24 protein-coding genes are annotated in these 25176 nt (G+C 73.3%); 11 read left to right on the top strand and 13 right to left on the bottom strand.

Translation table 11 applies throughout. The features are described 5' to 3' along the window. Positions 1-7 precede the first annotated feature (7 nt). Positions 8-481, bottom strand: a complete 474-nt coding sequence (locus LG324_RS01345; protein ID WP_404351104.1) for a nitroreductase family deazaflavin-dependent oxidoreductase — start codon at positions 479-481, stop codon at positions 8-10. A 107-nt stretch (positions 482-588) separates the two neighbouring features. Between LG324_RS01345 and LG324_RS01340 the strand changes: the two genes are divergently transcribed. Next, on the top strand, positions 589-1335 hold the full coding sequence (locus LG324_RS01340; RefSeq protein WP_404351100.1) for a TetR/AcrR family transcriptional regulator: 747 nt from the start codon (positions 589-591) through the stop codon (positions 1333-1335). 130 nt (positions 1336-1465) lie between these two features. Here LG324_RS01340 and LG324_RS01335 read toward each other — a convergent pair whose 3' ends face one another. Then, positions 1466-2164: a DUF721 domain-containing protein gene (locus tag LG324_RS01335; protein ID WP_404351097.1), complete on the bottom strand. Its 699-nt coding sequence runs from the start codon at positions 2162-2164 to the stop codon at positions 1466-1468. Continuing rightward, entirely contained in the window at positions 2148-3407 is a 1260-nt protein-coding gene (gene recF / locus LG324_RS01330; protein WP_404351094.1) for a DNA replication/repair protein RecF, read from the bottom strand. Before recF ends, LG324_RS01335 begins: the two co-directional genes overlap by 17 nt. A gap of 105 nt (positions 3408-3512) precedes the next feature. Between recF and LG324_RS01325 the strand changes: the two genes are divergently transcribed. Continuing rightward, positions 3513-4136, top strand: coding sequence for an Hcp family type VI secretion system effector (locus tag LG324_RS01325; protein ID WP_404351092.1), 624 nt, complete (start codon positions 3513-3515; stop codon positions 4134-4136). Between the two features lie 23 nt (positions 4137-4159). Here the strand turns inward: LG324_RS01325 and gnd are convergent, their stop codons facing one another. The 3 genes from gnd to dnaA form a co-directional block, all read right to left on the bottom strand. Next, positions 4160-5182 carry a phosphogluconate dehydrogenase (NAD(+)-dependent, decarboxylating) gene (gene gnd, locus LG324_RS01320; protein WP_404351089.1) on the bottom strand — a complete coding sequence of 341 codons (1023 nt, stop codon included), beginning with the start codon at positions 5180-5182 and terminating at the stop codon, positions 4160-4162. Positions 5183-5267: 85 nt separating this feature from the next. Next, positions 5268-6401, bottom strand: coding sequence for a DNA polymerase III subunit beta (gene dnaN / locus LG324_RS01315; protein WP_030527290.1), 1134 nt, complete (start codon positions 6399-6401; stop codon positions 5268-5270). Positions 6402-7340: 939 nt separating this feature from the next. Next, a complete protein-coding gene (gene dnaA, locus LG324_RS01310) occupies positions 7341-8852 on the bottom strand; it encodes a chromosomal replication initiator protein DnaA (protein ID WP_030527291.1) in 1512 nt (503 codons plus the stop codon). Between the two features lie 399 nt (positions 8853-9251). On the opposite strand from dnaA, the gene rpmH reads away from it, so the two are divergent. The 8 genes from rpmH (at position 9252) to LG324_RS01270 (ending at position 16414) form a co-directional block, all read left to right on the top strand. Next, positions 9252-9389: a 50S ribosomal protein L34 gene (rpmH, locus tag LG324_RS01305; RefSeq protein ID WP_013885212.1), complete on the top strand. Its 138-nt coding sequence runs from the start codon at positions 9252-9254 to the stop codon at positions 9387-9389. Positions 9390-9398: 9 nt separating this feature from the next. Further along, positions 9399-9764, top strand: coding sequence for a ribonuclease P protein component (rnpA, locus tag LG324_RS01300; protein ID WP_030527292.1), 366 nt, complete (start codon positions 9399-9401; stop codon positions 9762-9764). Next, positions 9761-10081, top strand: a complete 321-nt coding sequence (gene yidD / locus LG324_RS01295) for a membrane protein insertion efficiency factor YidD (protein WP_404351084.1) — start codon at positions 9761-9763, stop codon at positions 10079-10081. Before rnpA ends, yidD begins: the two co-directional genes overlap by 4 nt. A 57-nt stretch (positions 10082-10138) precedes the next feature. Then, positions 10139-11101 (top strand): membrane protein insertase YidC, encoded by a 963-nt coding sequence (gene yidC, locus LG324_RS01290; protein WP_030527294.1) that lies wholly within the window; start codon positions 10139-10141, stop codon positions 11099-11101. Positions 11102-11175: 74 nt separating this feature from the next. Further along, positions 11176-11895 (top strand): R3H domain-containing nucleic acid-binding protein, encoded by a 720-nt coding sequence (locus tag LG324_RS01285; protein ID WP_030527295.1) that lies wholly within the window; start codon positions 11176-11178, stop codon positions 11893-11895. 17 nt (positions 11896-11912) lie between these two features. Beyond that, positions 11913-12629, top strand: coding sequence for a 16S rRNA (guanine(527)-N(7))-methyltransferase RsmG (rsmG, locus tag LG324_RS01280; RefSeq protein ID WP_404351081.1), 717 nt, complete (start codon positions 11913-11915; stop codon positions 12627-12629). Positions 12630-14225: 1596 nt separating this feature from the next. Then, positions 14226-15377, top strand: a complete 1152-nt coding sequence (locus LG324_RS01275) for a ParA family protein (protein WP_404351079.1) — start codon at positions 14226-14228, stop codon at positions 15375-15377. After that, positions 15374-16414, top strand: a complete 1041-nt coding sequence (locus LG324_RS01270) for a ParB/RepB/Spo0J family partition protein (protein ID WP_404351076.1) — start codon at positions 15374-15376, stop codon at positions 16412-16414. The genes LG324_RS01275 and LG324_RS01270 overlap by 4 nt, the downstream gene beginning before the upstream one ends. Before the next feature lie 92 nt (positions 16415-16506). On the opposite strand, the gene trxA is transcribed toward LG324_RS01270, so the two are convergent. The 7 genes from trxA to LG324_RS01235 form a co-directional block, all read right to left on the bottom strand. Continuing rightward, positions 16507-16833, bottom strand: a complete 327-nt coding sequence (gene trxA / locus LG324_RS01265; protein WP_404351073.1) for a thioredoxin — start codon at positions 16831-16833, stop codon at positions 16507-16509. 85 nt (positions 16834-16918) lie between these two features. Beyond that, on the bottom strand, positions 16919-17857 hold the full coding sequence (gene trxB, locus LG324_RS01260) for a thioredoxin-disulfide reductase (RefSeq protein WP_030527300.1): 939 nt from the start codon (positions 17855-17857) through the stop codon (positions 16919-16921). Positions 17858-17974: 117 nt separating this feature from the next. Further along, positions 17975-18796: a hypothetical protein gene (locus LG324_RS01255; RefSeq protein ID WP_404351070.1), complete on the bottom strand. Its 822-nt coding sequence runs from the start codon at positions 18794-18796 to the stop codon at positions 17975-17977. A gap of 82 nt (positions 18797-18878) precedes the next feature. Further along, positions 18879-19460, bottom strand: a complete 582-nt coding sequence (sigM, locus tag LG324_RS01250; RefSeq protein WP_030527301.1) for an RNA polymerase sigma factor SigM — start codon at positions 19458-19460, stop codon at positions 18879-18881. Positions 19461-19477: 17 nt separating this feature from the next. Then, on the bottom strand, positions 19478-21343 hold the full coding sequence (locus LG324_RS01245; protein WP_404351068.1) for a hypothetical protein: 1866 nt from the start codon (positions 21341-21343) through the stop codon (positions 19478-19480). 76 nt (positions 21344-21419) lie between these two features. Beyond that, positions 21420-23078 carry a murein biosynthesis integral membrane protein MurJ gene (murJ, locus tag LG324_RS01240; RefSeq protein ID WP_404351066.1) on the bottom strand — a complete coding sequence of 553 codons (1659 nt, stop codon included), beginning with the start codon at positions 23076-23078 and terminating at the stop codon, positions 21420-21422. Further along, positions 23075-23566, bottom strand: coding sequence for an NUDIX hydrolase (locus tag LG324_RS01235; protein ID WP_030527304.1), 492 nt, complete (start codon positions 23564-23566; stop codon positions 23075-23077). Before LG324_RS01235 ends, murJ begins: the two co-directional genes overlap by 4 nt. A gap of 116 nt (positions 23567-23682) precedes the next feature. Between LG324_RS01235 and LG324_RS01230 the strand changes: the two genes are divergently transcribed. Further along, on the top strand, positions 23683-25161 hold the full coding sequence (locus tag LG324_RS01230) for a CCA tRNA nucleotidyltransferase (protein WP_404351063.1): 1479 nt from the start codon (positions 23683-23685) through the stop codon (positions 25159-25161). Positions 25162-25176 lie beyond the last annotated feature (15 nt).

Below are 25176 nucleotides of genomic sequence, written 5' to 3'. Positions count from 1 at the left end.
CCGTGCCTCAGGGGGCGGTCGTCACCCGGAAGACCGGGAAGCCGGGGGCGGCCGCGGCGAGCTCGGCGTCGGTCGAGTCCTTCGAGAGGCCCTCGACGAACCGGCCGACCTCCCAGCCCCAGCGCCGCAGGTAGACGCGCAGGACCGCGGGGCGTTCCACGACCGGGACCTCGACGAGGCGCACCCGCTCGGTGCGGCGCCCGAGCCGCAGCTCGGCCTCGGGGTTCGCGCGCACGTTGCGCACCCACTCGGTGACGCCGCGCGGCGCGACGAGGTAGCGCTCGCCCTCCAGCGGCATGAGGTTGACCGGCGTGCTGCGCGGCAGGCCGGAGCGCCGGCCGGTGACCGTGAGGACGCGGGAGCCGAGCAGGCTGATGCCGCGGGCGGTCAGCCAGCGGACGAGCGCGTTGAAGGCCGCGTCCATCCGGGTGTCGGGGCGGACGTAGCGGTCGGCGGAGGGGTGCTGGGCGGTCACGGTCATCGGCTCCTCGGGAAGTGAGAGCGGTGCTCTCTTTATGTGTGGAGTGTGCGCCCGGGTCCTGTGCGCTGTCAAGAGCACTGCTCTCGTTCCTGTGGTTGGATGGTCCTGTGTCCCCCACCTCCCGCGCCGAGCGCCGCCGCGACCTCGAGACGCGCATCGTCGAGGTCGGCCGGCGGCACCTGGCGACGGAGGGCGCGGCGGGTCTCTCGCTGCGGGCGGTGACGCGCGAGCTCGGGATGGTCTCGTCCGCCGTCTACCGGTACGTCGCCAACCGGGACGAGCTGCTGACGCTCCTCGTCGTCGACGCGTACACCGAGCTGGCCGACGCCGTCGACGCGGCGGTCGCTGCAGCCGACGACCGGCCGTGGGACGAGCGGGTCGTCGTCGCCGGCGCGGCGTTCCGCGCGTGGGCGGTCGGCGACCCCTCGCGGTACGCGCTGCTCTACGGCAGCCCGGTGCCCGGGTACGAGGCGCCGGCCGAGCGGACCGTCGGGCCGGGGACGCGCGTGACGTTCGCCCTGCTCAAACTGCTCGCGGAGGGCGTCGACGCGGGTGAGGTGTCGCCCGTCGGCGCGGTGCCGGTCGACGCGCCGCTGCTGGAGGCATCCGTCGGAACGGCCGGGCCGGATCGAGCGAGTGGGCTGGCTGCGGACCTGCACCGGCTCTGCGACGAGACCGGGCTGCCGGGTGGCCCGGACGTCATGGGGCGCGCGCTGCTGCTCTGGGCGGTGCTCGTCGGCGGCACGAGCCTCGAGGTCTTCGGCCCGTACGGGCGCGACACCCTGACCGACCCCGGCGCCCTCCTCGAGCACCAGCTGCGCCTCACCCTCGCCCTCCTGCGCACCCCCGCCTGACGCCCCTCCCACCCCCGGCTCTTCCCACTGATTGCGAGTTGAGCCGCTCGACGCGCCGCCGGACGGCGTGTCGAGCGGCGGAACTCGCAAGAAGTCGATGGGTGTGAGGGTGGGGGACGAAGGGGTCCGGTCAGCCGTAGGTGTCGCGGGGGCCGCGACCGTCCTGCACCCGGTGACGGCCGCGCGACCAGGTCGGCGCGCTCGGGCCGACGACGCGCAGCTCGGTGACCGTGCCCTCGCCGACCTCGTCGGTGAGCCGGGTCATCAGCGTGTTCTCGAGCAGCCGCAGCTGCGTCGCCCAGGCGGTCGAGTCGGCCCGGATGGTGAGGACGCCGTCGACGAAGTCCGTCGGCTGGCAGTGCGCCGAGATGTCCGGCCCGACGATGCCGGGCCACCGGCCGATGACCGAGCCGACGGCGACGTCGGCGCCCCAGCCCCGGTCGTTGACGAACCGGTCGATCTGGTCCGACAGCAGCTGCGGGTCTCGGCCCGAGCGCTTGCGGCCGCCGGGGATGTCCTTCGCGCGGCGGCGCGGCTTGAGGCCCGGTCGCAGACCCTTCGCCCGGGCCGCGGCGCGGGCGCGGGCCAGCGCCTCGGCCGCCGCGAGCCCCTCCTCGACCTCGGGCGCCCCGTCGGCGGCGAACCCGGAGGTGGTGTCGTCGCCGTCCTCGACCGGGAGCTGCGGCGTCGGCGCTCCGGACGGTGGGGCATCCGGGCCCTGGTCGGGCTGCTTCCCCCGAGAACCTGTCGCTTCCCCGGGGAACGGTTCCCGGGGAGAGCGCGGCCGTATCGGGTCACCCGATACGCGTGGGTCAGGAGGGGTCGGCACCGTCGGCCTCCGCGACCTGCTCGCCCTCGTCCGGCCTGTCGTCCTCGTCGGTCTCGACCGTGCCGAGCGTGACCCGGCGCGTCGCACCGGCGAGCGAGGCCGGGACGTCGGCGGGGACCGCGGCCGTCACGAGCACCTGCTCGGCGTCGGCGACCATCGCGGCCAGCCGCTCGCGGCGGCCCGCGTCGAGCTCGGCGAAGACGTCGTCGAGGACGAGCACCGGGTCGTCGCCGAGGTCGGTGCGCAGCAGCTGGAAGGCCGCGATTCGCAGCCCGAGCGCGAACGACCACGACTCCCCGTGGCTCGCGTACCCCTTGGCCGGCAGCTCCCCGAGGGTGAGGAGCACGTCGTCGCGGTGCGGGCCGACGAGGCAGACGCCCCGCTCGACCTCCTGGTCCCGCACCTCGGCGAGGCTCGCGACCACCTCCTCGTGCAGCTCGGCGACCTCGGGCACCTCACCGGCCGCGATGCGCCCCGCCGTCGCCTCGCGCAGGGAGGAGCGGTAGGCGACCCGGGCGTCCGACTGCCCGTTGCTCACCTCGTCGTAGGACTTGGTCAGGTACGGCCCGAGGTCGCGCAGGAGGCGCAGCCGCGCGTAGAGCAGCTGCGAGCCGACTCCGGCGAGCTGCTGGTCCCACACCGACAGGGTGTGCAGCGCGCTCACCGCCTCCGACGCCGGGTCGAGCGCCTCGGCGCCCGGGCGCGGCCGCCGCCCGCGGGCCCGGCGCGAGAGGTAGGGCTGCGCGGACTTGAGGAGGGCCGAGCGCTGCTTGACGATGCGGTCGTACTCCTGGCGCACCCCGGCCCACCGCGGCTGGCGCGCGACGAGGAGGTCGTCGAGGAAGCGCCGGCGCTCGCCGGGGTCGCCCTTGACCAGCGCGAGGTCCTCCGGGGCGAAGAGCACCGTGCGCAGCGTGCCGAGCACCTCGCGCGGCCGGACCGGCGAGCGGTTGAGGCGGGCCCGGTTGGCGCGCCCGGGGGTGATCTCGAGCTCGACCATCGTCTCGCGCCCGTCACGGACCACGGCGCCGCGCACGACCGCCCGCTCGGCGCCGAACCGGACGAGCGGGGCATCCGTCGCCACCCGGTGGCTGGAGAGCGAGGCGAGGTACCCGACGGCCTCGACAAGGTTGGTCTTGCCCTGCCCGTTGAGCCCGACGAGGGTCGTCACGCCCGGCCCGAGCGGGAGCTCGGCCCGCTCGTAGCTGCGGAAGTCCCCGAGGGAGAGGTGCCGGACGAACACTCCCCGAGACTAGTGCGCGGCCCGCCGCGGTATCACCGGGCCGGTGCCGAGCCTCCTCCCGCCGAGCGCACCGGACGCCCCGGTGCCCGCACCCAGGAGGCACGGATGACCCATCCCTCGCTCGGCACCAGCCGCCGCACCCTCGTCGGGGCCCTCGGGCTCGGAACCCTCGGCACGCTCGGCCTCGCGACCCCGGCCACGGCGCAGGCCGCCACCCCGGCCGGGCTCGTCGTCCCGCCGGACGCGCTGGCCTCCGGCGGCTGCGACCTGTACCTCGTCGCGGACGGCATCGCGGGCGACTCGCAGGCCGAGCGCTTCCCCGGCGCCGTCGAGCTGCTCGCCCTCGACTGGGGTGTCAAGGCCACGCGCACCACCACCGGCGCCGGCTCCTCCGCCGGCCGGCCGGTCGCCGGCGATGTTCGGCTCGCCGCGTTCTCGTCGTCGGCCTCGCCCCAGCTGCTCCGGCGGCTCGTGACCGGTCGGACGATGCGCAGCGCCGTCGTCCACGTCGTGCGGACCGGCGAGAACCCCGTCGAGACCATGACACTGGCCTTCACCGACGTCGTGCTCACCGGCTACGAGGTGATGTCGAGCGCCGGCCTGCCGGTCGACGTCGTGTCGTTCGCGATGGGCGGGGTCACCGAGACCTGGACGCCCCGGAACCCCGACGGCTCGACCGGCACGCCGGTGTCCGTGACCTGGGACCTGCGCTCCGGACGAGTGGCCTGAGCCACCGCCCGCGGCGGCGTCCGTCAGAGGTCGGTGCGCTTGGCGGCCGACTTCTTCGCGGCGGCCTTGCGGGCGGTGCCCTTCGTCGCGGCCTTCTTGACGTCCGCGGCACGCTTGGCCGGCGTGCTCGAGCCGTCCTCGCCACCGCGCAGAGCCTCGCCCTCGGCGACGGTCATCACCTGGTGGCCGCCGAACTGCCCGCGCAGGGCCGCGACGGCCTGCATCGAGGGGGAGGTGTGCTGGCGCGAGGCGAACCGGGCGAAGAGCGAGGCCGAGATGACGGGCATCGGCACGCCGAGCTCGATGGCCTCCTCGACCGTCCAGCGACCCTCGCCGGAGTCGACCGTGTAGTCCGAGACGTCCTCGAGGCCCGGGTTGTCCTCGAGCGCGGCGACCATGAGGTCGAGCAGCCAGGAGCGCACGACCGTGCCGCGGCTCCAGGCCTTGAAGGCGCCGGGGACGTTCTCGACGATGTCCTTCTTCTCGAGCAGCTCGTAGCCCTCGGCGTAGGCCTGCATGAGGCCGTACTCGATGCCGTTGTGGACCATCTTCGTGTAGTGCCCGGCACCGACCTTGCCGGCGTGGACGAAGCCCTCGTCGCGCGGGCCCTCGGGGCGCAGCGCGTCGAAGATCGGCATCGCCTTCTTCACGTTGGCCGCCGTACCGCCGACCATGAGGCCGTAGCCGTTCTCGAGGCCCCAGATGCCGCCGGACACGCCGCAGTCGAGGTAGCCGATGCCCTTGGCCTTGAGCAGCTTCTCGTGGACGGCGTCGTCGGTGAACTTGCTGTTGCCGCCGTCGATGACCAGGTCGCCCTTGTCGAGGAGGTCGGCGAGCTTCTCGATCGTCTCGGTCGTCGGGGCGCCATGGGGGACCATCACCCAGACCACGCGCGGGCCCTCGAGCTGCTTGACCATGTCGGCGAGCGAGCGGGCGTCCGACACCTGGCGGTTGCGGTCGTACCCGACGACCTCGTGGCCCGCGCGGCGCAGACGCTCGCGCATGTTGCCGCCCATCTTGCCGAGGCCGACCAGTCCGAGCTGCATCCGAAGGCTCCTTCGTCGAGGTGTCGCAGGTGTCCGTCCCGAAGGCTACGCCGCCCGCCACCGGCCCGGTGGGGGCGGCTGCGGGTCAGGACGCGAAGCGGACCGGCATGAGGACATACCGGTACGAGGTGTCGGCCTCGCCGTCGGCGCTCTCCTGGCCGCTGAGCACGGCCGGGCGCGAGGCCTGCGTGAAGGAGATCCGCGACCAGTCGGTACCGACGACGCCGAGGCCGTCGAGCAGGTACTGGGGGTTGAAGGCGATCTCGATGTCGGGGCCGGTCAGGGCGCACTCGACCGCCTCGGACGCCTGGGCGTCGTCACCGGTGCCGGCCTCGATGGCCACCTGGTCGCCCGAGAAGCGCAGGCGCACAGGGGTGTTGCGCTCGGCGACGAGCGCGACGCGCTTGACGGCCTCGACGAGCTCGGCGGTGCGGACGACCGCGTCGGTCTCGGAGCTCGTCGGGAAGATCGAGGACACCTTGGGGTACTCGCCGTCGAGGAGGCGGGTGGTGGTGCGGCGCCGGCCGGCCTCGAAGCCGGCGAGGCCGTCGCCGCCCGCGGTGGCGCCGAGGGCGACGTCGATGGAGCCGGCGGCACCGAGGCTTCGGGCGGTCTCGCTGAGGGTGCGGGCCGGGACGAGGACGACGTGGCTCGCGTCGGTCGCCGTCGGGTTCCAGGTCAGCTCGCGCATCGCGAGGCGGTAGCGGTCGGTGGCGAGCAGCGTCATCTTGTCGCCCTCGACCTCGACCCGGACGCCGGTGAGGATCGGGAGGGTGTCGCCGCGGTCGGCCGCGACGGACACCTGGGCGACCGCCTGGGTGAAGAGATGGCCGTCGACCGACCCGGTGGGCTCGGGCGAGCTGGGGAGGGTCGGGTAGTCGTCGGCGGGCATCATCAGCAGGCTGAAGCGGGAGGCCCCGCACGTGACCTGGACCTTGCTGCCCTCGGCGACGACGTCGATCGGGCGGTCCGGCAGGTTGCGCGAGATGTCGGCGAGGAGGCGGCCGAGCACGAGGACGGTGCCGGCCTCGGAGACCTCGGCCGCGACGGTGACCCGGGCCGAGACCTCGTAGTCGAACGCCGAGAGGGTCAGGGTGCCGTCGTCGGAGGCCTCGAGGAGGATGCCGGCGAGCACCGGGACCGGCGGGCGCGCGGGCAGGCCACGGGCCACCCAGGTGACCGCCTCGGCGAGGACGTCGCGCTCGACGCGGAACTTCACGGCTACCACCCTTGTCCGGCGCGGACCAGCCGCCCCTGTCGTGCATCGGAGACCACACCGCACCGGCTCGGGACGCGCGACGGCGCCTCCCTCACGCGGGCGGGGTCCCTGACACTAGTGCACGTCCTCGGAGCGCACCATCCGCTCCGAGCGGGTGCTCGAGCCGATCATCGAGAGGTCGGGCCGGGGGTCGCCATCCCCAGCACCTGGTCGGGGCGGACAGGGTGATTGAGGGATCTCGTCGTCGTGGTCGGAGGTGTGGATCCTGTGGACGGCGGGGCGTCGGCGCAGGTCATCGGCGCGGCGCGCGGTGTGGACGGACCGTGGACCGGTCGTGGAGAAGATCAACCGTCGTGTTGACGACGAGACCGCGTCCACAGGGCGTCCACGGGGGCGTCATCCGTCGTCCACGGCGTCGGGGCCGTCGTCCACAGTCGTCCACAGGCCTTGTGGACAAACCGTGGCGTGCGGGGCGTCGTGGCGGGGGTGGGGGCGAGTTGTCCACAGGCTTGTACCCAGCGGTGGATGACGCAGGGCCGGGTCGGGCGAACGGGGGGTGAACGACGGGTTCCGCGGCGCGACGCGGGCCAGCGTCCTCCCAGCCTTGGACGAAGGTTGTACACCGGTTGTGCACAACCTGTGGAGAACCCTGCGGACGACCGGGGGACGAGGTGTGGACCGGGTGGGGACGGCCGACCGACTCCCGACGACCGCGCACGTGCGGGCTTTCCGTGATTGGGAGCGCGTGCCGACAGCGATAACCCCGCACGTGCGGGGTTGGGGAGGTCCGGAACGGGCGCGGACAGCGATAAGCCCGCACGTGCGGGGTTGGGGAGGTCCGGAACGGGCGCGGACAGCGATAAGCCCGCACGTGCGGGGTCAGCAGGGCACGACGGGGCGATGGGACCCCAACGGCGTCGGGGAGGCCGCCGCCGGGCGTCAGCGGGACTGCTGCTTGATCCGGTTGGTCAGCTCGGTGACCTGGTTGTAGATGGCGCGGCGCTCGGCCATCAGCTGCCGGATCTTCTTCTCGGCGTGCATGACGGTCGTGTGGTCGCGGCCGCCGAACTGCTGCCCGATCTTCGGCAGCGACATCTCGGTCAGCTCGCGGCACAGGTACATCGCGATCTGCCGCGCCGTCACGAGCACGCGCGAGCGGGACTGGCCCTGGAGGTCCTCGATCGTCAGCCCGAAGTAGGCCGCGGTCTGGGCGATGATCGTCGCCGGCGTGACCTGGCTCGTCGAGTCGTCGGGGATGAGGTCGCGCAGGACGATCTCGGCGAGGCTCATGTCGACCGGCTGGCGGTTGAGGCTCGCGAAGGCCGTGACGCGGATGAGGGCGCCCTCGAGCTCGCGGATGTTCGTCGAGATCCGCGAGGCGATGAACTCGTGCACGTCCTCGGGCACCGACAGGCGCTCCTGGATGGCCTTCTTGCGCAGGATGGCGATGCGCGTCTCGAGGTCGGGCGGCTGCACGTCGGTGAGCAGGCCCATCTCGAAGCGGCTGCGCATCCGCGCCTCGAAGCCGGTGAGCAGCTTCGGCGGCACGTCGCTCGTGATGACGACCTGCTTGCCGGCGTTGTGCAGGGTGTTGAACGTGTGGAAGAACTCCTCCTGCGTCTGCACCTTGCCCTGGAGGAACTGGATGTCGTCGATGAGCAGCACGTCGACGTCGCGGTAGCGGCGCTGGAAGTTGGCCGCCTTGTCGTCGCGGATGCTGTTGATGAAGTCGTTGGTGAACTCCTCGGAGTTCACGTACCGCACCTTGACGTGCGGGAAGAGGTTGCGCGCGTAGTGCCCGATGGCGTGCAACAGGTGGGTCTTGCCCAGCCCCGAGTCGCCGTAGACGAACAGCGGGTTGTACGCCTTGGCCGGCGCCTCGGCGACCGCGACCGCCGCGGCGTGCGCGAACCGGTTGCTCGCGCCGATGACGAAGGTGTCGAAGGTGTACTTGGGGTTCAGGCGCGTCAGCTCGATCTGCTCCGGCACCTGCGCGCCCGGCCGCGGCCGGCGCATCCCGGGGACCGCGACGAGGTCGCGGCCGCCGCCGTCCTGGTCGGCGTGGGCCGTGGCCAGGCCGGCGGAGTGGTCGGTGCCGTCGCCGTCGTCGTCGAGCTCGAGGTCGTCGATCTGCTGGCGGCGGTCCGCGGCCCGTGCCTCGTGCCCGTCGTCGCCGACGCCGTTGGACGTCGGCTCCCCGACCTCGCCGAGGGTCGGGTCGACGGTCACCGCGAGGCGGACGTCGCGCCCCAGGCGCTCGCCGAGGCTCTGCGTGACGCGTTCGCGCAGCCGGGTCTCGACGATGTCCTTCGTGAAGTCGTTCGGCACGGCGATGAGGGCGGTGTCGTCGAGGAGGCCGACGAGGCGGGCGAGGGAGAGGAAGGCCCGCTGCTGGACCGGGATCCCGTCCTCGTCGAGCGCCTCCAGCGTGGCCTGCCACACCTGGGTCATCGTCGCGTCCGGCACGTGGTTCCCGTCCTTCCGATGCCCTGGTGGTGGTCGCGGCGCCGGTCGGCACTGCGTGGGAGGGATGGTCGTCCACACGATTGTCCACAGCCTGTGGGGACATCATGGTGCGGTCGACGCCGCCGGAGTCGTGCTCCGCGTGTGTCGTGCCGCGCCCGCCCGATGCTCCGTGCGATGGTAGAGCGTGGTGCGGGTCCGGCGGTACCCGGCCGTGGGTTTGGTCGGTGAGCGGCGCCTCGGGTACCTTGGGGGGGCCTGTTCCGGCCGTTTTCGCATGCCCGCGAACGCTGCTCCCGAGCACGTCGTGGGTCTCCGACTGCGGCCGACCAGGCCGTCTTCCCAGCCCCCGGGCCGTCCGGCCCGACACCGCGAAAGAGATACATCGTGAGCAAGCGGACCTTCCAGCCGAACAACCGCCGTCGCGCCAAGACGCACGGCTTCCGTCTGCGGATGCGCACCCGTGCGGGTCGCGCCATCCTCGCCGCCCGGCGTCGCAAGGGTCGCTCCGAGCTCTCGGCCTGAGGCCGACCGGTGCTGCCGGCGCCGAACCGTCTGCGTGAGCGGGCGGACTTCGCGTCGGCGGTCCGCGGCCGGGGGACGACCCGGGCCGGCTCGAGGCTGATCGTGGTGCATGCCACCCGGACCGACGCGCGCGCGGGATGCCCGCCGCGGGTCGGTTTCGTCGTGTCACGGGCCGTCGGCAACGCGGTGGTGCGCAACCGGACGAAGCGCCGGCTGCGTCACCTCGTCGCCGCTCGCCTCGCGGGTGTGCCGGCCGGTGTCGACCTCGTCGTCCGGGCCAACCCCGCCGCCGCCGAAGCCTCCTCCGCGGAACTGGGGGGTGCGCTCGACACGTTGGTGCACAAGGTGGTCGGTCGGGTCGGAGGTGCCTCGTGAGCGTCGGACGCCTCCTCGCCGCGCCCCTGGTCTGGATGATCCGCGGCTACCAGCGGTTCATCAGCCCCCTGCGTCCGCCGACCTGTCGGTACTACCCCTCGTGCTCGGAGTACGCCGTGACCGCGCTCCAGCGGTTCGGCCCGCTGCGCGGGTCGTGGATGGCCGTGCGTCGGATCGGTCGCTGCCACCCGTGGACCCCGGGCGGGGTCGACCACGTGCCGGACCGCGACCCGGTGACCGGTGCTCCGGTGGCCGGCACGACCGGGCCCAAGCCGTACCGACCGAGCACGGGCCCGGCGAGCCCGTCGCACCCCTGACCCCCGTCACGACCGTGACCCCACACGCCGGCTGAGGCCGGCCCAGCGAAGGACATCATGGGCGACCTGTTCAACAGCATCCTGGCCCCGATCGAGTGGCTCGTGGCCTGGATCATGTACGGCTTCCACGAGGCCCTGACGACGATCGGGCTGCCCGCGGCGTCCGGCTGGACGTGGGCCCTGTCGATCGTCGGGCTCGTGCTCGTCATGCGCGCCGCGATGATCCCGCTGTTCGTCAAGCAGATCAAGGCATCGCGCAAGATGCAGCTCATCCAGCCCGAGCTGCAGAAGATCCAGAAGAAGTACAAGGGCAAGTCCGACCCCGAGTCCCGCCAGGCGATGACCCAGGAGACGATGGAGCTGTACAAGAAGGAGGGGACCAACCCCTTCAGCTCGTGCCTCCCGATCCTCGTCCAGTCGCCGTTCTTCTTCGGTCTCTTCCGGGTCCTCAACGGTCTCGACGAGCTCGCGGCCGGCACCGGCAGCGCCGCCAGCATCGGCCCGATCACCAAGGAGGTGGCCGCTCAGGCCGAGAAGGCGTCCATCTTCGGCGCCCAGCTGTCCGACACCTTCCTCGGGGCGAACAACCTGTCGACCCAGATCGTCACCGTCGTCCTCATCATCCTCATGTCGGCGACGACCTTCCTCACCCAGCGCCAGCTGATGACGAAGAACATGCCGCAGTCGGCGCTCGACAGCCCGTTCGCCAAGCAGCAGAAGATGCTGCTCTACATCTTCCCGATCATCTTCGCCGTCTCCGGCGTCAACTTCCCGATCGGTGTCCTCGTCTACTGGTTCACGACCAACGTCTGGTCGATGACGCAGCAGTTCTACGTGATCCGCCGGATGCCGGCGCCCGGCTCGGCCGCCGAGCGGGCCTACCACGCGCGGCTCGCGCGCAAGGGCAAGCCGGTCCCCGGCGCCGCGGCGGTGGCCGCCGAGGCCGAGGTCGAGGACCAGACGATCGTCGGTCAGCGGGTCCAGCCGAAGTCCAAGAAGCGGTCCAAGGGCAAGAAGTGAGCACTGCGTCGGGCACCTCGGTGCCGTCGACGCCCCACGACACCGGTACGACGTCCCACACGGAGGGCACACACATGAGCGAGAACACGACCGAGGGCACCGCCCCCACCGCCGACGAGACCACGCCCCTCGCGGCGGAGCTCGGCGCGGCCGAGACCGCCGGCGCGGTGACGCCGGGCGAGGCCACGACGGACACCCCCGGGGGTGTCCAGCACGAGACGTCCGCGGACGCCGCGAACGCCACCTCGGACGACGCCGACGGCGGCGCCGACCCAGCGGGCGACGAGACGGCGGCCCCGGCGGCCGGCCAGCGCCGCCCGGCGCGACGCCAGCAGCTCGAGCGCGAGGGTGAGGTCGCAGCCGACTTCCTCGAGACCCTCCTCGACATCTGCGACCTCGACGGGGACCTGGACGTCGACATCGACGGCGACCGCGCCGCGGTGGCGATCGTCGACAGCGAGGAGGGTCGCGTGCCGCGGCGCCTCGTCGGTCAGGACGGGCAGGTGCTCGAGGCCCTCCAGGAGCTGACCCGCCTCGCCGTGCAGAGCGAGACCGGTGAGCGCAGCCGCCTCATGCTCGACGTCGCCGGCCACCGCGCCGGCCGTCGCGCGGAGCTCGTGCGTATCGCCAAGGAGGCCATCGCGACGGTCCAGAGCTCCGGGGAGTCCGCCTCGCTCGAGCCGATGTCGGCCTTCGAGCGCAAGGTCGTCCACGACGAGGTGCTCAGCGCCGGGCTGCACAGCGAGTCCGAGGGCAGCGAGCCCCGCCGCTACGTCGTCATCACGGCGTCCTGACCGACGAGGACCCCACGATGGAGCAGGACGAGCGTCCTCTCGCGCCACCGGCCGCACCCACGGGTGCGGCCGCGGTGTTCGGTGACCGACTCGCCCTCGCCGAGCGGTTCACCGCGATCCTCGCCGACACGGGGGTCACCCACGGGCTGATCGGGCCGCGTGAGGTGCCGCGGTTGTGGGAGCGGCACGTGCTCAACTGCGCCGTCATCGAGGACGCGTTCCCCCACGGGGCGTCCCTCGTCGACGTCGGGTCCGGCGCCGGCCTCCCGGGCGTCGCCCTCGCGGTGGCGCGTCCGGACCTCGACGTCCACCTCGTCGAGCCGATGTTGCGGCGCACGACGTGGCTCGCCGGTGTCGTCGAGGACCTCGGGCTGGAGAACGTCACCGTTCACCGGGGCCGCGCGGAGGAGCTGGCCGGCTCCGTCTCCGCGCCGTGGGTGACGGCGCGGGCGGTGGCCCGCCTCGACAAGCTCGCGCGCTGGTGCGTGCCGCTCCTCGCGGACGGCGGGACGCTCGTCGCGATGAAGGGCCGCAGCGCAGGCGAGGAGCTGGACGAGGACCGCCGCGCCCTGCAGCGCCTGGGCCTGGAGGCGGCGCGCGTCAGCGAGCACGGGGGTGCGGTGCTCGACGAGCCGGTCCTCACCGTCGACCTGCGGTTCCGGTCACAGCCGGCCAAGCCGGCGCGCGCGACGACGGCAGCCCGCCGTCGCAGCGCCCAGCGGCCCCGCACCTGACCCGCCGCGCCGCGCGGTGAACGAGCAGCGCGGCCGAGGGGCGGCCTGTTCCACGTGAAACCGGCCGGGGCGCGGCGTGTTTCACGTGAAACGTCGGCGCAGACCCGCGGGTCGTGCGGAACACGGGCCATGGCCGGTGGGGACCGGGACCACGGGACAGCCGCCACCACCGACTCCAGGGTGTCGTCGGCCGCTCGGAGCCTCTGTCAACGGTGCCGTGCTCGCACCCGCCTCAGCTGGTCGACCGACCGGCTGCTCGGACCGCCCGCAGGGGAGCAGCGGTGCCACGGTACCGAGCGTCGAGCGCTGGTCGTGGGTCCGGGCGCACAGCGCGACCAGGGTCCAGCGGCACGGCCCCATGACTCGACGCCACCCCGTAGGTGCCGGCAACAGCACGGTGGCGTCATGACTCGACCGGAGCCACGGGTGGCCCGGCCCGGCCTGTTCTTCCTCGAGGTTCGTGCAGCACGGGGGGACGCGGGGAGACACCGTCCTGACTGAGGGCGGGCGCCCGTCGTCCTCGTCGACGAGGATCTCCCCGCGGTCGACGACCGGGCGATGTCCATCGCCGGTGGTCAGCCCTCGTGAGCGGGCTAGGTGACCTGGGTTGGCTGTCGAGTGGAGGTGGCAGCCCGGTTCGGCGCACACCAGGTCGCACGGTCCTGCGGAACGCGTTTCACGTGAAACGCGCTGCCCGGCGACTGGCCGGCCGTGAAGGGACCACGCGCGCGGGCAACCGTGCGCGCATCACGCATCACGAGCGGATGTGGACAAACCATCAGGCCATCCGCACTGACTCGTCGCGCGCCACCCGGCCGCCGAGGCCGATCGGCGGCAGCGCGATCACGGGGCCCAGTGGCAGCACCTCGCCGAGAGGGAGATCAGTCCTGCACCATCACCCTTCAACGCCGTTTCACGTGAAACAAGGATGCCCTCAGCAACATCGCCGTGCTTGGCGGTGCTGGCGCAACACCCTGCCGCGGCCGATCGTCGACGACGACGATGGTCGGCAGGAGGCCGAAGGGACCTCGGGCGGGTCAATGCTCACGTTTCACGTGAAACAGCCCATCGGGCCGATCGCAGACGGCACGCGGGCTCACGACGCGAAGGCGTTCGTCGACTCCCCGTGCATGACGGGAGAGCCTGCCCCGAGTCAGGGCACGGAGACGTCTCGATGTGTGCTCCGCTGTTTCACGTAAAACACGGAATGACGTCCGGGCTGAGGAGGTCGAGTGAGCCGGGCCTCGACGACGACCCGGTGGGGGCGCAGTCGATGCGGGCGCACATCACGCGGCGTCGCCGGCGACGAGGTCGACGCCCGCCGGCCCCATGAGCCATCGGGCGAAGGAGCCCCCCGGCGCGACACCTCTGGAGCAGGCACGCTGTCCACAGGTTTTCCACCGCGGCCGGCCACCGCTCCTGCGGACGGGAACGACTGCAAGCCCGCGCCACGACAGGGTTTTCGGGGTCGTGAGCCACGCGGACGATCCCTATCGAGGGTGGTTGTCCACCGGGTCGTCCACAGCCTCTGCTCGCTTTGGCGTGTCGACCCCCCGTGGGGTTGGATGGGGGCTGAACATGTCGCAGGAGGTACCGGTGAGCTCTGTGCTCAACCCCACGGACGCATCCCGCGTCGTCGACGGACTTGGCTTCCCCCTCGGGGATGTCACGTCGCCCGTCGGCGTCGGGTGGCCCGCCGTTTCACGTGAAACGCCGCAGCCGCCGGAGGAGCAGGCGTCCAGCTCCACGGACCCCGTCGAACCGACCGGACAGGTCGTCGACGCGGAACCCGCCAGACCCGACCACGAGGAGCGAGCCGCCATCGCCGCATCCATCCCGGAAGCCGACGGCAACACGCCGCTCGCCCAGGCCGTCGCCGCGGACGAGCGCAAGCGGGTGACCCTCAGTGGCCGCCCGGTGCCGCGCCCGGCGCAGACGCGTGTCCTGACCGTGGCCAACCAGAAGGGCGGGGTGGGCAAGACGACGACGACCGTCAACATCGCCGCAGCCCTCGCACAGGCGGGCAGCACGGTCCTCGTCATCGACCTCGACCCCCAGGGCAACGCCAGCACGGCGCTGGGGATCGACCACCACTCCGAGGTGCCGAGCATCTACGACGTCCTGGTCGACGGCGCACCCATCAGCGGGGTGGTGCAGCGGTGCCCGGACATCGAGGGGCTGACCTGTGCGCCGGCGACGATCGACCTCGCGGGGGCCGAGATCGAGCTCGTCTCGCTCGTCGCGCGCGAGACTCGCCTGCAGAAGGCGGTCATCGCCTACGTCGAGGAGCGTGAGGCCGCGGGGGACCGCCTCGACTACGTGCTCATCGACTGCCCGCCGAGCCTCGGCCTGCTGACGGTCAACGCGTTCGTCGCCGCCAACGAGGTGTTCATCCCGATCCAGTGCGAGTACTACGCGCTCGAAGGGCTGAGCCAGCTGCTGAAGAACATCGAGCTGATCCGCAACCACCTCAACCCGGCGCTGCACGTGTCGACGATCCTCCTCACGATGTACGACGGGCGGACCCGGCTGTCGGCGCAGGTCGCCGACGAGGTCCGGGCCCACTTCGGTGAGCAGACCCTGCGGGCCACCGTGCCCCGGTCGGTCCGGATCAGCGAGGCGCCGAGCCACGGCCAGACCGTCATCACCTACGACCCCAACAGCAGTGGTGCGCTGTCCTACCTCGAGGCGGCCGTCGAGCTCGCCGAGCGTGGCGCCGCCGCCCCGACGACGGAGGAATCCGCATGAGCGAGAAGCGTCGCGCCCTCGGGCGAGGCCTGGGCGCCCTCATCCCCGCGCAGCCGGCCACGGACCGCCCGGTCGACGTGTTCTTCAAGGACCGCGACGGAGGCGTGACCACCGACGAGCGGCCCGAGGCGACGGGCCCGACGCCGACGCCCTCCACCCCGGACGACGCGGTGGCCCCCGCCGCCGAGACCGACGGCCTGGCCCCGGTGCCCGGCGCCCGCTTCGCGGAGATCCCGCTCGACGCCATCCGGCCCAACCCGCGGCAGCCGCGCACCGTGTTCGACGAGGACGAGCTCGCCGAGCTGGTCCACTCGATCACCGAGATCGGTGTCCTCCAGCCCGTCGTCGTCCGCCCCGTGCCGGACGCCGGGCCCGACGACGAGGTCCGCTTCGAGCTCATCATGGGCGAGCGGCGCTGGCGCGCCTCGCGCGAGGCCGGCAAGGACGTCGTCCCGGCGATCGTGCGCAGCACCGACGAGGACGACCTCCTGCGCGACGCGCTGCTGGAGAACCTCCACCGCAGCCAGCTCAACGCGCTCGAGGAGGCCGCCGCCTACCAGCAGCTGCTCGACGACTTCGGCTGCACGCAGGAGGAGCTCGCGACCCGGATCGGCCGCTCGCGGCCGCAGATCAGCAACACCCTGCGCCTCCTGCGCCTGCCTCCGCTCGTCGCCCGCCGGGTGGCGGCCGGGGTGCTGAGCGCCGGCCACGCCCGGGCCCTGCTCGGTCTGCCCGACGCCGCCGCCATGGAGCGGCTCGCCCAGCGCATCGTCGCCGAGGGCCTGTCGGTCCGCACGGCCGAGGAGCTCGTCGCGCTCGGCGAGGGTGAGGCCCCGACCCGGCGCAGCGCGCCGCGGGCCGGCTCCCGGCGTCCGCAGCTCGACGACCTCGCGGCCGACCTCTCCGACCGCCTCGACACCCGGGTGCGCATCGCCCTCGGGCAGAAGAAGGGCCGGCTGACCGTCGAGTTCGCGTCGGTGGACGACCTCAACCGCATCCTCGAGCTGATGCGCCTGCGCGGCGAGATCCCGGCCTGAACGAGCGAATCGGGTTCTGCCACAACCCTGCCGATAACGACGAAGCGGCCCCGGACCATGAGGTCCGGGGCCGCTTCGTGCGGTTCGACGCGTCAGCCGAGGAACTGCTCCAGCTCGCGGAGCAGGACGGGCTTCGGGCGGGCACCGATGATCGTCTTGACGATCTCGCCACCCTGGTAGACGTGCATCGTCGGGATGCTCGTGATGCCGAGCTGGCCGGTGATGCCGGGGTTCTCGTCGGTGTTGAGCTTGACGACGGCGACCTTGTCGCCGTGGTCGCGCGCGATCTCCTCGAGAACCGGGGCGACGGCGCGGCACGGACCGCACCACTCGGCCCAGAAGTCGACGAGGACGGGCTTGTCGCTCTTGAGGACGTCGGCCTCGAAGGTGGCGTCGGTGGTGCTGTTCACGGCTCCCATGGGAGTTCCTTCCGGGTGGTGCGGGTGGGGTCTGCGGGACGAGGTGGTGACTCGAGGATGCCGGTGGGGTCCGACACCCGACGGATCAGTGGGCGAGGAACCGCTCGGCGTCGAGGGCTGCGGCGCAGCCGGAGCCGGCGGCGGTGATGGCCTGGCGGTAGGTGTGGTCGACGAGGTCGCCGCAGGCGAAGACGCCCGGGACGTTGGTCTTGGAGGTGCGGCCCTCGGTGAGGACGTAGCCCTCGGCGTCGAGGTCGACGAGGCCCTTGACGAGCTCGTTGCGCGGGTCGTGCCCGATCGCGACGAAGAGCCCGGTGGCGGCCAGCTCGCGGGTCTCGCCGGTCACGGTGTCGCGCAGGGTGACACCGGAGACCTTGGACTCGCCGTGGATGGCGTCGACGGCGCTGTTCCAGGCGAAGTGGATCTTCTCGTTCGCGGTCGCCCGCTCGGCCATGATGCGGCTGGCGCGCAGCTCGTCGCGGCGCACGACGACGGTGACGGACCGGGCGAACTTCGTGAGGAAGGTCGCCTCCTCCATTGCGGAGTCGCCGCCGCCGACGACGACGATGTCCTGGTCGCGGAAGAAGAACCCGTCGCAGGTGGCGCACCACGAGACGCCGTGGCCGGAGAGGCGCTTCTCGTCGGGCAGGCCGAGCTCGCGGTAGGCCGAGCCCATCGCGAGGATGACGGCCCTGGCGCGGTACTCGTTGCCCATGCCGTCGCGGACGAGCTTGACGTCACCCTCGAGCTCGACGTGCTCGACGTCGTCGGTGATGATCTCGGCCCCGAAGCGCTCGGCCTGGGCACGCATGTTCTCCATGAGGTCCGGGCCCATGATGCCGTCACGGAAGCCGGGGAAGTTCTCGACCTCGGTCGTGTTCATCAGCGCGCCGCCGGCGGTGACCGAGCCCTCGATGACGAGCGGCTGGAGGTTGGCGCGGGCCGCGTACACGGCGGCGGTCCAGCCGGCCGGGCCGGAGCCGATGATGATGACGTTGCGGACGTCGGAGGTCACGGGACACATCCCCTTGTGGTGCGAGCGGGTGGACACCGCAACATGCGGTGCGATTCGTTGAACCGATCCTAGGGCCGCGCTGTTCCCGACACGCCCGCGCCCCGCCGGACGGCCGCGCGCGGAGCGTCAGCCGACGACGAGCGGACCGGTGAGGACGTGGGCGGCGGCCCGGGTGCAGTCCCGCTGGACCGCCCAGACCGTGCGACGCCCCGACTCGGCCGTCGCGACGAGCACCGCGGCCGGCATCCCGTCGACGGTCGCGAGATCGACGACGACGGTGTCGGCGTCGGGGACGTCGAGCCCCTCGGCGCAGGCCCGCGCCCCGGCCGCGGTGGCGAGCACCCCGAGCGACGCGGTCGGGCCGCCGCCGTCCTGGGCCTCGACCTGCGCCCTGGCGGTCGGGGACGCGGTCGGCGCGTCGGTGGCGTCGCGTCCGGTCCGGTCCCACGGCAGGCCGCGCACGACCTGAATGGACAGGTCGGCGCTCGCGTAGCTGCGCCCGCTCTCGAGGACGACGACACCCAGGTCGTCGTCGTCGGCGAGGAGGGCGGACCCGTCCTCGGGGGACGTCTGCGGCGCGGCGCCGGAGCCGGCGCTGTCGGAGGACCCCCCGGCGAGGCCGAGGCTCGCGGTGACGCCGCCGTCTCCCATCGTCTGCAGCACCACCCCACCGAGCCCGAGGACGGCGAGGACGGACGCGGCGACGGCGACGAGCTGCCAGCGGGAGCGCCGGCGCAACGGGACGACGACGTCGTCCGGCGCGGCCGGGCGGCGCTCGGGTCCGGCGGCCGGGTCCCGGAGGGCCCGCGCCTCCGCCGCGAGGGCGGCCTCGATGCGGGCCACGAGGTCGGCGGGCATCGGACCGGGCTCGGGGAGCGAGCCGAGGAGGGCGCGCATCCCCGTGGGGTCGTGCTCGACCGGGTCGGTCTCGTCGTGGGGGTGGCTCACGAGCTCCTCCGGTCGGTGGCGTCCGGGACGCGGCAGGTGGGGCGGGGGGACGGCGCGCAGGATGCGGGCCAGGGCTGTGACGTCACGTGGCCCCCTGCGGTTCCGTCGCGTCCGAGCTTCCTGCGGAGGGACGCAGCATCGCGGCGAGGGCCTCGCGCCCCCGGAAGCACCGTGACTTGACGGTGCCCTCCGCGACCCCGAGGACCACGGCGGCCTCGGCCACCGGCATCCCGTGCATGTCGACGAGGACGAGGGCGCTGCGCTGCCCCTCGGGCAGGCGCGCGAGGGCCTCCCGGACGACGAGCGCGGTCTCCGTCGAGGCGTGGTGGTCGTGCCGGTCGGGCAGGTCGAGCTCGCCGAGGTCACCGGCGCGCCGGACGGACACCTTCTCGCGGCGGAGCCGGTCGAGGCAGGCGTTGACGACGATGCGGTGCAGCCACGTCGTGACGGCGGCGTCGCCCCGGTAGGCGTCGGCGCGGCGGAAGGCCGAGATGAAGGCCTCCTGCACCGCGTCGGCCGCGAGCTCGCGCTGCCCGGTGGTGCGCAGCGCGACGGCGTACATCCGGTCCCGGTGCCGGCGGAACAGCTCGCCGAACGCCTCGGCGTCCCCCGCGACGTGCCGCGCCAGCAGGGTGGCGTCGTCGGGGTCGGCCGGCTCCGGCACGTTCACGCGCGGACCCGTCACCCGGTGACGACGACCTCGTCGAGCCACGCCCGACGCTTGCCGTCGGCGTCCGCGTGGAGGCCGGTGTACCAGACGATGATGTACTGCCCGCTGACCTTCTCGGGGACGGGGAACTCCAGGGTGCCCTTGGCGTCGGTCTTCTCGCCGATCTTCGTCGCGCCGTCGCGGGTGGCGTCGGGCCCGACGTACACCTCGAGGTCGACGTCCTGCGGGACGACGAGCTCGACGTTCTGCGGCTTCTTGTTCGGCCCGAGGTCGACGACGAGGCCGAGCCCCTTCTTGAGCCCACCGAAGGCGTCGGTCCGGTAGTTCTCGGAGAACCACCCGGTCGAGGTGTCGCCGTCGTAGGTCTTCGGGGTGAGGTTGTCGTTCTCGGACCCGTCGCCCTCGGGGTCGTAGGCCTCGACCTTGAGGATGGCGAGCGGCTCGGGCTCGCCGCTGTCCGCGCCGTCCCCCTCGTCGCTCGACGCGCTCGCCGACGGGCTGCGCGAGGCGCCGCCGGTCGGGCTCGTCGCGATCGGCCCGTCGAGGCCGAGGTTGGTGTTGGCGCCGATCCGGCGGATGCCCGCGATGCCGATGACGAGGGCCACGACGAGGAAGGTGATGATGATGCCGATGGCCAGCTTCGACTGGTCACGGGTCAGCGGCTCGGCCGGCACGAGCGGGGAGAGCAGGTCGTCGTCGGCGTCGGGGTCGCGCCGGGTGTCCGGCGAGAGCTCGGTGACCTTGTCGACGGCGCGGCGGGCGAAGGAGCTCACGCTCGTCCCGACCGAGGTCATCGCGGCGGTCACGGCGGCGCCGGACGCGGCCGCGCGGCCCGGTGCGTCGTCGTCGGAGCGGGCGTCCTCGGGGGAGCCGTCGGCCGGCTCGCGGTCCGCGGTCTCGTCGACGGCCCACGCGGGGGGCGTCGGCCGCTCGACGACCCGGGTCACCTCGGTGTCGTCGACGTCCCGCGCCGGGTCGGCAGTCTCGGGGTCGGACTCGTCGGCCTCGGGGGCCTCGGTGGACGCGGTGGGCGCGGGCTCGTCCTCGACCGGCTCCTCGACGCCGACCGGCTCCGGCAGCACCGGTGCGGGCACGGGCACGACGGGACGGCCGACGACCTGGCGCGAGGGCCACGGCGCGACCTGCGACGCGTAGTCGCCGGGGGAGGTCGGGCCCTGGTCGTCGGAGAGGGTGAGGCGGCAGAGGGCGTCGAGGTCGCGCGGCACACCGGCCGCGATCTCGGACGGTGAGGCGACCCCGCCGGGCACGCGGGGGGCGGCGGCGAGGCCGGAGGCGCCGGCCCCGAGGGGCCACAGGCCGGTCAGCCCGGCGTAGGCCAGGGCGACGACCCCGACGGCGTCGCGGCGGGCGGCGTCGTCCGGCTCCAGGCCGTCCTCGCCGGCGCGCACCCCGGCGACCTCGAGGCCGCGCAGTCGCACCTCGCCGTCGCTCGTGCGCAGGACGTCGTCCGGGGTGAGGTCGAGGTGGTGCATCCCGCGGCCGCGGGCCGACTCGAGCGCCGCGGCGACCTCGCCGGTGATGCGGCGGACCTCGTCACCGGGGACCCCGCCGTCGGAGACGAGCTCGGCGAGGGTGCGGGCGTCGGGGAGCTCCTCCTCGACGAGCCAGGCGACCTCGTCGTCGCGACCGACGTCGAGCACGCGCAGGAGGACGGGGTGGGTGACGGAGCCGGCGCGGCGTGCGGCGTCGAGGAAGGCGGCGGCGCGGTGGTCGTCGGCCGGGACGACGAGGACCGACACCCGGCGTCCGAGCGTGGTGTCGTCGGCGAGCCAGCGCTCGGTGCCGCGGTCCTGCGCGACCCTCCGGTGCGCCGTGTACCTGCCCCCGAGCACGGTGCCGGGTCCCACACCCCTCACCGCGGGCTCCTTCCGTCGTCGGTCACGGCGGCCCGCCGCGGCGTGCGGCGGGGTCCGTCCATCGTAGGGGGTCGTCTCAGCGACGGCGCAGGCCAGGCAGGCGGCGCGCGACGGGCGCGAGCAGGCGCCCGACCTCCTCGACCCCGAGCGCGTGCGCGACCCCCCACGTGACGGCGAGCTCGACGACGCCCGCGACACCGAGCACGAGCGCGCCGAGGAGGAAGGTGTGCAGACCGCGCTCGGTGCCGAAGTCCGGGAAGAGCGCGTGGATCGCGAGGCCGAGCAGCGCGGCGGTGACGACCGCGGGGACACCGACCCGGACGTAGACGCGGGCGGCGCCGCGCAGCCCGATGCGCCCGTGCTGCCGGCGCAGGACGAGCCATCCGACGACGGCGCCGACGACGTAGGCGCTGGTCTGCCCGAAGGCGAGGACGGTGGCGGTGCGCTGCGGGGCCAGGGTCGAGGCGAACCAGGCGACGGCCATCGAGATGCCCGTGACGACGCACTGCGTCCGGAAGGACCAGAAGGTCTGCTGCTGCGCGTAGAAGACGCGGTCGTTGAGGTAGACCCAGCCGAGCGGGAGGATGCCGCCGAAGAGGCCAACGAGCACCGCAGCGATCGCCTGCGTGTCGGAGAGCGGGTTGCGGAAGAACAGGGTGGCCGTGACGACGGGCACGGTCGCGAGCACGAGGGCGACGACCGGCAGCAGCAGCGGCGCGGGCATCCGCAGGCCCTGCTCGTGGTGGCGCATGACGGTCTCGTGGTCGCCGCGGCTCGCGGCCTCCGACAGCTGCGTGTAGAGCGCCGTGACGAGGCTGACGGTGACGATGCCGTGCGGCAGCATCATGAGGAGCTGGGCCGGGCTGAAGGCCGCGATGCCGGCCGCGGGCAGGCCGAGCGCCTTGCCCTTGCTCGCGGCGTCCGTGAGGACCTGCGTCGTGACCCAGAACCCGAGCTGGACGACGACGATCGAGCCGAAGCTCCACTTGGCGACGTCCGAGACGCCCTCGAAGCCGTGCCCCTTGAACCCCCAGCGCGGGCGGTAGCGGAAGCCCATCCGCCGCAGCGGGGGCACGAGGGCGGCGGCCTGGAGGACGATCGACAGGGTCGAGGTGCCGGCGAGGATCGCGACCATCTGGGGGGTCCAGGCGCCCGGCGCGGCGCGCACGGGCAGGCCCGCGACGACGAACCAGCCGAGACCGGCGATGGCGACGACGTTGGCGACGAGCGGCGCCCAGGTGAAGGCGGCGAAGCGGCCGTTGGCGTTGAGCACCTGGCCGAAGATCGTGTAGAGCCCGTAGAAGAGGATCTGCGGCACGCAGACGAAGGCGAAGACGGTGCCGAGCTGGAGGGCCTGCGCGTCGTTGGTGTTGAAGTACAGGCGCACGAGCAGCGGCGAGGCGAGCGTGAGGACGACCGTCGCGACGACGAAGAGGGCGATGGCGGCCGTGATGAGCCGGTTGACGAAGTCCTCGCCGGCGTCGGGCCGGGTGCGCGCCCGGATGATCTGCGGCACGAGGACGGCGTTGAGCGTCCCGCCGGCGAGCAGCAGGTAGAGGCTGTTGGGCAGCGTGTTGGCGACGGTGAAGGCCTCGGCCGCGAGCCCGGTGCTGCCGATGACCGAGGTGAGCAGGAGAGCGCGGAGCATCCCCGCCAGGCGGCTGGCCAGGGTGCCTGCGGCCATGACGGCTCCGGAGCGGCCCACGCTGGGGGCCGTCGCGTTCGTCGTGCTCACCCGGCGTCCCCGGCGAGGCGCTGCCACGCGAGCCGGGCGATCCGTCGCTCGTTGGGGAAGGTCAGGTGCCGGTGGGCGTCCTCGAGGGGCAGCCACGCGACGTCGATGGCCTCGTGGTCGGGGTCCTTCTCGATGGTGAGGTAGCCCCCGGTCGCCTCGAGGAGGTAGTGGTGCACGTACTTGTGGATGCGCCGGTCGCCGGCCGCGAACCAGTAGTCGATGATGCCGAGCTCGATGAGGACGCGGCCCTCGATGCCGGTCTCCTCCTCGACCTCGCGCACGGCGGTCTCGGGCAGCGTCTCCTGGCCCTCGATGTGGCCCTTGGGGAGGCACCACTCGACCCGGCCGGCCCGGTTGCGGCGGGCGATGACGGCGATCCGGGCGCGGCCCTCGTGGACGTCGACGACGACACCGCCCGCGCTGCGCTCCTCGACCGCCGGGAGCCGGCGCGGCGGTGACCCGGCGGGGTCGGCTGCTGCGTGGCTCATCTGGTCACTGTAACCACTGGGGCACCTCCCGGCCGGGTCGTCGGGGCCCCCGGTGCGGTGCCCGCCGAGGGTCCTCCGGACGGGGCGGCGGCGGCGCGCCCCTAGGCTTGACCCTCGTGTCCGACCGTCAGCCCCCGGCCGCGCTGCTCCGCGAAGCCGTCGCCCACCTCGCCCCCGCGCTGCCCGTGCTCACCGACCTCGGGCAGCGCTTCGCCGCGGCCGGGCACGACCTCGCGCTCGTCGGCGGCCCGGTCCGCGACGCCTTCCTCGGCCGGACCTCGAGCGACCTCGACCTGACGACCTCGGCCCGCCCGGACGACACCGAGGCGATCCTCGCGGCCTGGGGCAGCGCGACGTGGGACATGGGACGCGCCTTCGGGACGATCGGCGCCCGCCGCGGCGACGTCGTCGTCGAGGTGACGACCTACCGGGCCGACGCCTACGACGGCGTGACCCGCAAGCCCGTCGTGGCCTTCGGTGACACCCTCGAGGACGACCTCGTGCGCCGTGACTTCGCGTGCAACGCGATGGCGCTGCGGCTCCCGGACCTCGCCTTCGTCGACCCCCACGGTGGCCTCGAGGACCTCCAGGCCCGCGTGCTGCGCACCCCGACCACCCCGGAGGTCTCGTTCGGCGACGACCCGCTGCGGATGATGCGCGCCGCCCGGTTCGTGTCGCAGCTGGGCTTCGTCCCGGCGCCGGAGGTGCTGACGGCCATGCGCGACATGGCCTCCTCCATCGACATCGTGTCGGCGGAGCGGGTGCGCGACGAGCTCGTCAAGCTGCTCATGGGGGCCCACCCCCGCGCGGGCCTCGAGCTGCTCGTCCGGAGCGGCATCGCGGCGATCGTCCTGCCCGAGCTCCCCGCCCTGCAGCTCGAGGTCGACGAGCACCACCGGCACAAGGACGTCTACGAGCACTCGATGACCGTCCTCGAGCAGGCCATCGACCTCGAGGGGCCGGCCGACGGGCCGCCGGAGTCGGTGCCGGGGCCGGACCTCGTCCTGCGCCTGGCCGCGCTCCTGCACGACATCGGCAAGCCCGCGACCCGGCGCTTCGAGGACGGCGGCGGGGTCTCGTTCCACCACCACGAGGTCGTCGGCGCCAAGCTCAGCGCGAAGCGGATGCGGGCGCTGCGCTTCGACAAGGAGACGACCAAGGCCGTGGCCCGGCTGGTCGAGTTGCACCTGCGCTTCCACGGCTACGGCGACGGCGCCTGGACCGACTCGGCGGTGCGCCGCTACGTCACCGACTCCGGTGACCTCCTGCCCCGGCTGCACCGCCTGACCCGCGCGGACTGCACGACGCGCAACGTCAAGAAGGCGCGGCGCCTGTCGCGGGCCTACGACGAGCTCGAGGAGCGCATCGCCCGCCTGCTGGAGGAGGAGGAGCTCAAGGCCGTCCGGCCCGAGCTCGACGGCCACGAGATCGCGCAGGCCCTCGGCATCCGACCCGGGCCGGTGCTCGGGCGGGCCTACCAGTTCCTCCTCGCGCTGCGGCTCGACGAGGGGCCGGTCGGCCCGGAGGTCGCCCGCGAGCGGCTGCTCGCCTGGTGGGCGGAGCAGCCGGAGTCGCGCGTCGCGGGTGACGGCTGAGACCCGCAAGGGACC

It is taken from the genome of Phycicoccus jejuensis, from assembly GCF_044797865.1.
Classification (GTDB): domain Bacteria; phylum Actinomycetota; class Actinomycetes; order Actinomycetales; family Dermatophilaceae; genus Phycicoccus; species Phycicoccus jejuensis.
The sequence above is the reverse complement of the archived record's forward strand: the minus strand, read 5'-3'. Positions and strand labels throughout refer to the sequence as shown.